Source organism: Bradyrhizobium sp. 138, assembly GCF_023074075.1.
Lineage (GTDB): Bacteria > Pseudomonadota > Alphaproteobacteria > Rhizobiales > Xanthobacteraceae > Bradyrhizobium.
On record NZ_JADPKT010000019.1, the window covers coordinates 1 to 11,529 of the forward strand.

At 57.3% G+C, this 11,529-nt stretch carries 8 protein-coding genes and 2 pseudogenes; 3 read left to right on the top strand and 7 right to left on the bottom strand.

Annotated features, from left to right (window positions below; genetic code table 11):
* The 5 genes and pseudogenes from IVA79_RS10495 to IVA79_RS10515 all read right to left on the bottom strand — a co-directional run.
* A pseudogene (locus tag IVA79_RS10495) lies at positions 1–397 on the bottom strand (GMC family oxidoreductase N-terminal domain-containing protein); the annotation flags it as partial.
* A gap of 227 nt (positions 398–624) precedes the next feature.
* Positions 625–1,821 carry an alpha-hydroxy acid oxidase gene (locus IVA79_RS10500; protein WP_247552562.1) on the bottom strand — a complete coding sequence of 399 codons (1,197 nt, stop codon included), beginning with the start codon at positions 1,819–1,821 and terminating at the stop codon, positions 625–627.
* A gap of 438 nt (positions 1,822–2,259) precedes the next feature.
* Positions 2,260–3,894, bottom strand: a complete 1,635-nt coding sequence (locus IVA79_RS10505) for a thiamine pyrophosphate-requiring protein (RefSeq protein WP_247552564.1) — start codon at positions 3,892–3,894, stop codon at positions 2,260–2,262.
* Between the two features lie 608 nt (positions 3,895–4,502).
* The gene (locus IVA79_RS10510; protein WP_247552566.1) at positions 4,503–5,942 is read right to left on the bottom strand and encodes an aldehyde dehydrogenase family protein; all 1,440 of its coding nucleotides are present in this window, start codon (positions 5,940–5,942) and stop codon (positions 4,503–4,505) included.
* A 636-nt stretch (positions 5,943–6,578) separates the two neighbouring features.
* Positions 6,579–6,729 (bottom strand): annotated as a pseudogene (locus tag IVA79_RS10515) (CoA transferase); the annotation flags it as partial.
* 87 nt (positions 6,730–6,816) lie between these two features.
* On the opposite strand from IVA79_RS10515, the gene IVA79_RS36780 reads away from it, so the two are divergent.
* Entirely contained in the window at positions 6,817–6,948 is a 132-nt protein-coding gene (locus tag IVA79_RS36780) for a hypothetical protein (RefSeq protein ID WP_256465575.1), read from the top strand.
* A gap of 93 nt (positions 6,949–7,041) precedes the next feature.
* On the opposite strand, the gene IVA79_RS10520 is transcribed toward IVA79_RS36780, so the two are convergent.
* Both IVA79_RS10520 and IVA79_RS10525 read right to left on the bottom strand, forming a co-directional pair.
* Complete coding sequence (locus IVA79_RS10520) at positions 7,042–8,430, bottom strand: aminotransferase (RefSeq protein ID WP_247552568.1); 1,389 nt, start codon at positions 8,428–8,430, stop codon at positions 7,042–7,044.
* A 9-nt stretch (positions 8,431–8,439) separates the two neighbouring features.
* On the bottom strand, positions 8,440–9,954 hold the full coding sequence (locus IVA79_RS10525) for an NAD-dependent succinate-semialdehyde dehydrogenase (RefSeq protein ID WP_247552575.1): 1,515 nt from the start codon (positions 9,952–9,954) through the stop codon (positions 8,440–8,442).
* 157 nt (positions 9,955–10,111) lie between these two features.
* Between IVA79_RS10525 and IVA79_RS10530 the strand changes: the two genes are divergently transcribed.
* Both IVA79_RS10530 and IVA79_RS10535 read left to right on the top strand, forming a co-directional pair.
* Entirely contained in the window at positions 10,112–10,588 is a 477-nt protein-coding gene (locus IVA79_RS10530) for an Lrp/AsnC family transcriptional regulator (RefSeq protein WP_247552570.1), read from the top strand.
* Positions 10,589–11,247: 659 nt separating this feature from the next.
* The coding region (locus tag IVA79_RS10535) for an MFS transporter (protein WP_247552572.1) at positions 11,248–11,529 on the top strand (282 nt) is incomplete at its 3' end.

Genomic DNA, 11,529 nt, shown 5'->3' on the forward strand with positions numbered 1-11,529 from the left:
CCGCCTCAAGGAGTAATACCTTGACGCTCGTGTTCTCACTCAGACGATTGGCGAGCACGCAACCAGCCGAGCCGCCACCGACAATGATGTAATCCCAGTCAGTCATAGTACACCGTCGCCCTTTACAAAGTTGATTTTCTCTCGCTTTTTGCCCGATCGAGTGAACAGTGACTGAGGCAGGTCTCAGTCCCGCCGACTTCATGCGGTCAATGAGACATCTAGCCTCCTCTGCCTCCGAAGCAATGACGGGATACGACGGTGCAAGCGGCGCGGCGCGATCATCATTGATGGGCTGAAGTTGATCGTGGCTTCTGTAAGTTGCCGCGCGTTCCCTGCGACAGTTCAGTGCTCTGGCGTGCTCTTCGATAGATACCGGCCGCGCGTATAGCTTGCGCATTCTGCGTGTCTCCGCTGGCATCGTGGTGTGAGACGATCGGGCATGTGGTCTTGTTTGAAGGTGAATTAAGTCGCGGCCTCGCCTGCTGGCCGCAATTGGTATCGGCTAACCGACGCTCGCGAGAATCAATGAGAGCGTAGCTCCTGTCGGGCTACGCCCGGTCTCGTAACGCCGTACTTCCCATGCGTTCGCCCTTGGAAGACGGCCATCGAGAAGGGCCAGCGACATCACTCATCTGCCGTGTCGTAAACTCGGCCGGTCGTATCGCTCAGCGCCTGCTTGTGCTCATCGGGCTTGTATTTCCACATGAGGAACTGCGGACCGAGATCGTGGATCTTAGTGGCACCGATCTGGGCCATGCTGATGTCGATCTCGCGGCGGAATATCGCCAACGCCTTTGCCGCGCCGGCCACTCCCCCCGCCGTCACGCCGTACAAGGTTGGTCGGCCCTGAAAAACGAACTTGGCGCCCATACAAAGTGCGATCAAGGCGTGAAGGCCACGACGGACACCGCCGTCGAGCATAACAGGCATTCTCTCACCGACCACGTTGCAAATTGTCGGCAGCATCTCCAGCGGTGACGGAGCGTTGTCGAGCTGGCGCCCCCCGTGATTGGACACGATGATGCCATCGACACCAAGTGAATGGGCACGCATGGCGTCGTCGGGGTGCATGATTCCTTTAAGAACGAAATTTCCGTTCCACAGCTTACGATAGCGCTCGACATGCTTCCAGGTCATCGGCGCGCCGAACTGACGACCGACAAAGTCAGCTACCTCTTTGGCGCTGGCATTGGGACCAGCATACCGCGCCCAATTGCTAAAATAAGGCGTGCCGTGCTGTAACCACTGGATCATCCAGGCAGAATGACGCAACGCCTCGAACTTCGTCTTCCAAGTGAGTTTTCTCGACGGCCCCCAGCCGCTTCGAATACTGCGCTCGCGATTCGAGGTTTCCGGCACGTCAACGGTGAAGACCAAGGTCTTGAGCCCCGCGTCCCTTACTCGCTTGATCATGTCCTCGGAAACAGATGGGTCAACAGCCGAGTAGATCTGATACCAACCGTGGTCGGGCGCTACCTTCCCGAGATCTTCGATTGAGCTTGTACTGGTGCCGGACAGGATAAATGGTACGTTTGCGTCACGCGCCGCCTCAGCTAGCATCAAATCGGCACCATGTCGGAACAGACCCGCAAGCCCAGTCGGCGCTATGCCGATTGGACTCGAATAGGTACTACCGAATAATGTACTCGATTGCTCGCGGTCACTGACATCGATCAAGTAGCGCGGCACGATGCGCAGCTGGCGGAACGCCTGCTCATTGGTGATGAGACCAAGCTCATCGTCCGTGCCGCCTTCGATAAAATCATAACAGACTTTGGGTAGCCGCTTCTTCGCTAACCGGCGCAGGTCGTCGACGTTCACCACACTTCTCAATGCAGAATTCATCTCGAGGACCCATGTTGCTTAAGAAGGAGACATTCAAACTCCACAGGAAGGTTGCCTCCCTTGGCATTTTCTGCTGACCGGAGCGCCGTCATCCGCGGTAGGGCTAACATTTCCAGCTGCAATTCATCCGGTGCAAAGGAACCATCTAAGACTACACTCGACCGCATCCGCCCGATGTCTCGCATGGTTCCGCGACGTAACCCTTGCTGGATGATTCTGCGCTTCCAAGCGCCCGGTCGTCCGCGCCAACTGCTAGATCAGTCCATTTTGAGGAACGGCCCACTTATTCGTCGATCATGACAATGGATCGATCTTCCACTTCGCATCGCCTCAGTCATACCGAGGCGATGCACGAGGGTCGTCCTATAATGGTTCTCGTCAAATGCGAACCGGTAGTAAGGCGACGGAAAGATCTCACGCCCCAGCGCGTGAAATCTCCGTCTCCTTGCAAGTGATGAATTCGAGAAGCGACGGGATGCCAGCTTGCGTTTTCTCGATGCCGCGCTTGATTGCGGGCACGATGTCCTCGGGCCTTGTGATCCGCTCACCGTAGCCCCCGAAAGCACGCGCCATTGCGGCATAATCTCCGGAAATGTCCGTTGACCGATATTTCTCCGTCGAGATCGCCATCTCCTTGAGTTCGAGGGCCATGCAGAAGTTGTTAAGTAGGATCGACAAAACTGGAATTCTCTCACGCACGGCGGTTTCGAAATCCATCCCCGTAAATCCGATTGCTGCATCGCCCCAGACGTTGATGCAAAGCTTCTCCGGTTTAGCCAGCTTCGCGCCCATTGCGAGCCCCAAGCCGTAGCCTAGCTGTGTCGTCTTGCCCCAGCCAAGATAGGACAAGGGCTCGACAGTCTTCCAGAACGGAGAGAGCTGGTCGCGCGGACTCCCTGCATCGTGCGTAATGATCGTATTGCGAATGTCAACCGTATGCTGCAGGTCCCATAGAACACGGTAAGGGTTGAGCGGCGCGTCGTTGCAGGTTAGTTTTGGCATCCATTTCGCTAGCCACTGCTTGTGGCATTCGGCGATTTCGGCGGAGATGCCGCTCGCATCGCGATCCGCGCGAACCGATTTATTGATTTCCTCCAGCAGCGCATCAAGTACGAGGCCAGCGTCGCCAACCAGCCCTATCGAAGCCTCAGCATCCTTGTTGATATGGTTAGGATCGAGGGTCGAATGAATGATGGTTTTCCCCTTGGGCATTGCGATGCCGAAGTAGGTCTCCGTGAAGGAGCACCCAATCCCGAAGATTACGTCTGCCTCGCCTAGAAACTTGGAGACCGCGCGTGGCACAGCAAGCCCTCCGCTACCAAGGGACAGCGGATGATCCTCGGGAAAGGACGACTTACCTCCCAGGCTCGTAGTGACAGGAATGGCGAGCCGCTCAGCCAAGCGCTTCAATTGCGGCCAAGCCCGCGCGTAATGCACGCCCTGGCCAGCATAGATCACAGGGCGTTTAGCACTGATCAGAAGCTCCGCGGCCCGCTTGATATCAGTTGGATCGGCGCCGTAGCGGGCTCTCAGTACCGGCGTGTAGTTCAGCGGCTCCGGCACCTCCTCGTTCCACATGTCCTCCGGAATTTCGACAATGACGGGCCCGCCGCGGCCGTTCCTGAGTTTGGTGAAGGCGCGACGGAAGATGTTGCCGACCTCAGAGGCCAAATTAATTGGCTCGGCGGATTTTGAGAAGGCCTTCATGGCCTGGCTGGAGTTGAAGTTCGGTTCGATATTCGCGAGGCGACGCCGATATCCCATCGGCAGCACGAGCACAGGAACAGAATCTCCAAAAGATTGCGCGACGGCACCCATGGCATTCTCCGCACCGGGACCGTGCTGCATGCAGAACGCACCAATGGTATGCCCGGAAGTAACCTTGGAAATTGCATCGGCCATATGAAGGCCAATGCGCTCCTGGCGCACAATAACCGGACGAATATCCGCACTCGCGGCAAATTCGATCAGGTGATTAACCGGATAGCCGCAAAGAATCTCGATGCCCTCACGCTTGAGGATTTCCGCAATTGCCGTACCTAGTTTCATGATCGTCCCCATACTAAGTCAGCCGACTAAGCGTCGGCCAGATATCCGTCACGTCTTTGCTCACAACTGCCCGCGCTAACGACCGTCTACAGCGATGGGTGGGCAGAGCGCGGTGATCGCGAGCATCCGATCAAGCGCAGGCCAGCGCAGCTAATTTTGAACTCTCTTGGTTTGATCGACTGTGCAATCATGCCATCCATCGCCATTTACACGAGACTGCTGAGACGCGCCCCGCACACTTATTTCGTCGGCATGGGACCGCCGGGTCTTCGTTCGCTTCAGACTGACCAAGCATCCTGCAAATCAGTCTCCTGTCAGTTCCAAGCAATGCGCGTCGCCGAGCTGACAAAGTCAACATAGAGCGTTTCGACACTTGAAAACTGCAAGTCCCGGCGGCATTCGCAAAAAAGCTGCGCAAATGAAGGCGATCAAGGCGAAATCCTGACAGGAGCACGCCGCGATCTGTGGGACGGCACGGTGGGGTCTGCGACCAATGATTAGCAGCTAGTACGATCACCGGCTTCGCGTTCACCTCGCCGCCCGCGACCGCCCTCGCGCAGCAATTTATTGCAAAGGCGTTTGGAAAGAGCACCTAGAGGATCTGGCCGTTACGTGACGACTTGCTTGGGCGAGTAACCGAGAATTGTTTTAGTCTCTAGGTATTCGTGGAAACCGTAGTCACCAACTTCTCGCCCGTTGCCGCTTAGCTTGTAGCCGCCAAAGGGTGCCAAGGGGTCGCTGGCGCTGCCGTTGATGCAGATTTGGCCAGCGCGGAGCTTGGAGGCCACAGTACGCACTTCGTGCAAGTCCGCCCCCCAGATACGGGCCGCTAGACCATACTCGGTATCGTTCGCGATCTGGACCGCCTCATCGACGTTCTCATAGCCATGGATAGACAACACTGGTCCGAAAATTTCCTCTCTAGCAATCGTCATGTCGTTCGTTACGTTGGCAAAGATGGTTGGCTTTACATAGAAACCTTTGGTGAGTCCGCTAGGAAGACCCACGCCGCCGGTTACGAGCGCCGCCCCCTCGCGAATTCCAGCCGCGATCAGATGTTGAATCTTCTCCCATTGTATTTTGTTCACCACCGGACCGATAGTAGCATTGCTGTTCGGATCGCCGACTGTGATTGCTTCCGCCGCATCCTTTGCGATTGCGATCGCCCTGACGATCTTCTTCGCCGGGACCAGCATGCGGGTGGGTGCATCGCAGGACTGGCCGGAATTGAGCATTACCGATCGCACGCCCGCGCGGACAGCGCTTTCAAGATCGGCGTCATCGAGGATGATGTTTGGGCTCTTGCCGCCCAACTCCTGGGTTACGCGCTTGACCGTGGCGGCGGCATTGCGGGCCACGGCGACCCCAGCGCGGGTCGAGCCGGTGAACGAGACCATGTCGATCCCGGGATGGCTTGCGATGGCGGCGCCGACTACGGGGCCTGTCCCGTTTATCATGTTGAAAACGCCCGGCGGGACACCGGCCGTGTGCATGATTTCGGCCCAAATGTAGGCGCTGAGGGGCGATTCCTCTGAAGGCTTAAGCACCATCGTGCAACCCGACGCTAGGGCAGGCACCACTTTCAAGACGATCTGGCAAATCGGCCAATTCCAGGGAGTGATGAGTCCACAGACACCAATCGGCTCTTTTGCGACGCGCGTGGCGCCGCGGTCTTCCTCAAACTTGAACGTCTTTAGCGTTTCGATGCCGGCCTTTATGTGAACTGTGCCCGAGGGAACTTGTGCCTGTCGCGCGAAACTTGCGGGCGCTCCCATTTCCATGGTGACTGCTTTCACCATGTCATCAAAGCGCTTCAGATACTCAGCGAGCATGCGCTGCAAAAGCTCGATACGCTCAACGCGGCTCGTTTGAGAGTACGTCGTGAAGGCCTTCTTGGCAGCCGCCACGGCTTTGTCCACATCACCACCGGAGCCAGCGGAGATGCGGCTACAGACCTCCTCGGTGGCAGGGTTTATAACTTCTATCTGCTCGGCCCTCTCAGGGGCAACCCACTGGCCAGCGATATAGAACTTGAGATGCTCATTCATGCGATCTGCTCCTTGGTGCGCGAACCCTCCTTTGGCAGGGGTCGCCAAACGGCGTGATGCCAAAGAGGCGCAGCACTCTTGTTCCGCCGCGCCTCTATTCTTCTGCTGATCTTTAGCGCCAGAACGCAACGCGCAACGTCCGTGATCTCTTCTGGGCTGGCCCGATAGACGAGAACGTTTCTGCGATCACCGGAACTCCACCTGCCGAGGTGCGCAGCTCCTTCTACAAAGTATCGGCGCAGAGTGTGCCCTGGCAAGGCCAACAAGCTGCTGAGTTTCGCGTTGGACAGTCTGAAGCGACATTTGAGAGTCCGATCCGGTCTTTGAAATGGTTCCGGTGCACTCACGATACTGGCTACAGCAACACATTTGCGGCGCATTTTTTGCCCTGCTTGCAGTTTCCTGCAAAGCGCATGCGTTCTGGGAGGAAATGCATCAGGCGGCTTGGATCTCAAAACAAGGGGCCGTCCAGGATGAGCGCGAAGGCGCGCCAGGTACGGCCAGGATAAGAGCTTCCTGAACTCGACGAGAGTCCGCGGAACGAGGCCAGCCTTCTCAAGCGTGTCCCGCCAATGCGCTACAGTGAGCAGTTGACGCGGAGGTAGAAGGCATTGTTGTTGTTCCCTCGGGACCTTAAGATAAAGCGGGCCCAAAGGCGCGCCAATCGTCGCGGGTGCCGGGCCGCTCGATTCCGATCACCCTAGCGCCGAGATCGCCCAGCATCTGGGCCGACGAGCACCCGCGTGAGGTCGAGGATCTTGATGCCTGAGAGCGGCAGGGCGGACATGAAGGTTCTCCTAACGCCTCTTGTCAAGCGTAAAACACCCTATGCGCCCCTCGCCCCATTAGTCTCGCAGCAAAGGGGTCGATTTCGATGGCCACCATCGCCCGCAACGTGCTGTTTGCTGGCAGTGGGACTTCTCTGAAGCGCTTCAAGCCGATTCATATGCAGATTAGGACGGCCATCGCTTTTGTCGGCCCGTCTCACAAGCAACAAGGCGCATAAGTAGCCTTTCACATGCTGCGTCCACTTGAGGGAAGATAGCTTGCTGGACGCGGGGTCTAGCCAGCGCGGAAGGCTTCCGGCTCACGAGACGTCCTACTTGTTCGCCAGTTCGTCCATCACCTCTTTGGTTGCTTGATAGGCAAGCTCAACGATTTCGTCGATCTCTGCCTTGGAAACCACGAGAGGCGGAGCAAAGCCGAGAATGTCTCCATGCGGCATCGCTCGCGCAATGAGCCCCCGATCGCGAGCCGCCTTCGAGATGCGGGCACCAACCTTCAGCGCCGGATCAAACCGCCGTTTTGTCTGCCGATCCGCGACATACTCGATCGCCCCGAGCAAACCCACCCCTCGAACTTCTCCGACGATTTCCAGCTGTGCAAACCGCTCCTTGAGCCGCTTTTGAAAGTGCGCGCCGACAGTTCGGGCGCGATCGCTTAGTTGCTCCTTCTCGACGATGTCGAGCACCGCATTGGCGGCTGCTGCTGCGATTGGATGACCGGAGTAAGTATAGCCATGGGAGAATGCTCCGACGCGATCGGCAGCTTCCTCCATGACCCTGTAGACTCTCTCACCGATAATGGCTCCGGAGAGAGGCATGTACCCGGATGTCAGCCCTTTGGCGACTGTCACAAAATCTGGTTCGATCCCGTACAGCGTGCTGCCGAAGTCCGCGCCGGTTCGACCGAATCCACAGATGACCTCGTCGGCAATCAAAAGAACGTCGTACCGTCTTAGCACTGCCTGGATTTCACGCCAGTAACCTGCAGGCGGCGGCGTAATGCCACCCGTGCCGAGCACCGGCTCCGCAATGAAAGCACCGACCGTTTCTGGACCCTCTCGCACGATTAGCTGCTCGAGCTCGGCCGCTCGCCGGCGAGAAAAGTCCTCTTCGGTCTCGCCCGGTTCAGCGCCCCAATAATGATGCGGCGTGCCTGTATGGAGAACCCCTGGGAAAGGCAGGTCCATATGATCGTGATAAAATGACATGCCAGTCATCGAACCGGAGATCACCGAGCAACCATGATACCCCCGCTCACGCGAGATGATCTTCTTCTTCTTAGGCTGGCCGCGTAGATTATTGTAGTACCAGACGAGCTTTGCTTGAGTCTCGTTGGCATCGGATCCCGAGAGGCCAAAGAATACCTTGCTTGCCTTGCCAGGCGCCATGCGCACGAGGCGGTCCGCAAGCGTAGCCAGTTCTTCGGTCGTGTGCGCCGCATATGTGTGGTAGTACGCCAAGCTGTAGGCTTGGCGCGCGATGGCTTCGGCTACCTCGGTGCGGCCGTAGCCAATGTTTACACAATAGAGGCCGGCAAAGCCGTCAATATAGCTGCGGCCCTCTGCGTCCTTGATATGGATTCCCTTTCCGCCAGTCACGACTGTCGGGTCACCAATCTTACCGCTGGCGAAGTCCTTGAGCTGGGTAAAAGGATGCAGAACACTTGAGCGATCCCGTTCAGCAATGCTCTTGATGTCGATCATGTCACTCTCCTAAGCCGCCAGGTCGCCGAAGCAGACGTATTTCAGTTCCATAAATTCCGCTAATCCGTGTCGCGACCCTTCTCGACCAAGCCCCGATTGTTTCCATCCCCCGAACGGAATGGGTGGGCCGGTAAACGAGGCAGTATTGATACCGATCATGCCGCATTCGATACGCTCTGACAGTCGCATCGCTCGACGTAGATTGTCCGTGTAGACGTACCCGGCAAGTCCCATTTCGCTAGTGTTTGCTCGGGCGATAACCTCTTCTTCAGAGTCGAATGGAAGCACGGCCGCCACTGGGCCGAATGTTTCCTCGCGAGCGATGAGCATGTCCTCGGTGACATCGCTGAGTAACGTCGGAGGAACGAAATTGGGACCAAAGCTCGCGCCCTGCTGGGGCGAGAAAAGGCGCGCCCCCTTCTTCACAGCATCATCGATGTGAGACCTGCATTTGTCGGCGACCGACAACTTGGTCATTGGCCCGATATCTGTCGTCGGCTCCAGACCATGGCCAATTCGCAGTCGGCCGATCCCGGCGGCAAACTGTTCAACGAAGGCGCCATAAACGCTTCTTTGCACGTAGATCCGGTTAGCAGCCAAACAGTCCTGACCAGACGTGGCAAATTTTGCCACCATCGCACCCTTGACGGCCTTCTCAAGATCGACATCGTCAAACACCAGAAAAGGAGCGTGGCCACCCAACTCGAGTGATACCTTCTTGACACTCTCGGCTGCGCCCTCAAGAAGCAGGCGGCCCACTTCCGTCGAACCCGTAAACGAAAGAGCGCGTATTCTCGTATCACTCAACAGGGGCTTCGAAAGTTCGATGGGATTACCGACCAGCACTTGAAACACCCCATGCGGGAGCCCAGCCTGCTGGCCCAGCCTGGCCAGCGCCAGGGCGGAAAGCGGCGTCTCGGGAGCAGGCTTCACAATGATCGGACATCCGGCAGCGAGGGCCGCCCCTGCCTTCCGTGTGATCATCGCTATAGGAAAATTCCACGGGGTTATCACCGCCGCGACGCCAATCGGGTGCATTCGCACATGAAGCAGGCTTCCAAGCTTATGGCTCGGGATCGTCTCGCCGTATGCCCGCTCCCCCTCTGCTGCAAACCACTCAAGAAAGCCAGCACCATACGCTATTTCCTGACGTGCCTCCGGGAGCGGTTTACCCTGCTCGCTCGTCACCAGGATCGCAAGCTCCTCCTCGTGCTCGAGCATCAATGAGGCCCAACTCCGGAGAACCGCACCTCTTCTTGCTGGCAACAATTCCCGCCAGAGCGGAAAAGACCGTTCAGCCGCAGCTATCGCCACTTCCATCTCTGAGGCCCCGCAACGCGTAACATCCGCGATCTCCTCACCCGTCGCGGGATCGATCACATGGTCTCGATTGTCGCCGGACACCCACTGACCGTCGACGAGCGCCGCTCCCGACAGAAAATCTTGGCGGCGCAGATTTGCCAGATACCTGCTTGCCAGACCGACCGAGTGCGGAGCTTTGTGACGGGTACTTTGAAACGCCATTTGGGGGTCCCACGCGGTCATTTTGTTGAAATTGCCCATGCAATCAGGATACTGATAGTGCATAGAAATTTGCGTCGCATATCCCGGTAAATCGGACGATTTCCTGCAACGCATATGCACTTTGCGACGGAATGCACCTGAAGGCTGGAGCTCAATCATGCAATACGACCGGATAGACGCCCGCATCCTGGAGATCGTCCAGAAGAATAACCGCCTGACTTCCGAGGTCATCGGTGAAATGGCTGGGCTTTCCGCCACGGCATGTCAGCGCCGGTTGAAGCGACTGCGCGCGGACGGAATAATTGAAGCCGATGTCTCGATCGTTTCCGCAAGAGCGGTGGGAAGGCCCATCCAGATGCTTGTGCTGGTGAGCCTCGAACGAGAGCGTTCAGATATCATCGACAAGTTCAAGAAGGCCATCAAATCCTCGGCTGAGGTCGTCAACGGTTTTTACGTCACCGGCGATGCCGATTTTGTTCTCTACATCACCGCCCGTACCATGGAGGATTATGAGCAGTTCACGCGTCGCTTCTTCTATGAGAACTCGGATATCAAAGGGTTCAAGACGATGGTCATTATGGATCGTGTGAAGGCAGGTTTTGCCATTCCGATCGAGTCTCCGTCGGAGGAGTGAACGGGGCGCTCCTTCCTCTGCTTGGTCCTTGCGGGGTTTTTCATCGCTCGTTTGCGTACAACGCCAAAAACAATCGTCTCGATGCTCTACTCTACTTGCTAGCACGCTTTTGCTGAGCGGTTTCCTTTCGGCTTGATTTCCATAGAGCCAGCTCGACCAGGTGGCTCGTCAAATCGATCGCATAGCCATTCACTCTGACGAGACGATGCAAAATATACGAACTTGGCGGAAGTTCCTCTGCGGCTCGCGTGACGAAGTAGCTCAACCTGCTCCGGCGTGCCGCGGGGGCGGGGCCGATGCCCCCCACTCGCGACAAACTGCATCAATGACGAGGGTGGGATCGCGGCGACCGAAATATGCCGCGAGGGCGGTAAGCCGACTTATCGAGATCACGCCACCAGACCACCTCCTGACGCAGGAATTAACAAACCGACGGCGTCGCTCCTTGGCGCTTGCCCTTACAGTAACACAGACACTTTCTCACGCTCGAGGCGGGCAGGATCATGCTCCGCGGCAGTTTCAGGGCGTTGACCATTGCTGTAAGGGCTTCGTACTCGAGCTCCGCAATCGGATGAAGTGTCTGCTTTGCTAGCGGCCAGGCTTTTCGGACCGTCAACGGCCGGAGCAATCCAATCATCGGGTGCGAGGCAGGGGTCGAGATGACCGCTTCATACAAGCTGAAGACGTTTAGCGCTGAAGGCATCACCGCACCACTTCGCCTTCTCACCTTCCGGCGTATCTGGATCGCGAGCGTGCTTGCCAATCTAGGCGCTCTCATCCGGAGCGTCGGCGCCGCTTGGGCCATGACTCAGATGACATCGTCGGCCGACAAGGTCGCGCTGGTGCAGACCGCTCTGATGTTGCCTGTCATGTTCATCTCAGTGCCGGCCGGTGCGATCGCGGACATGTACGACCGGCGTATCGTTGCACTGGTTTCAGTC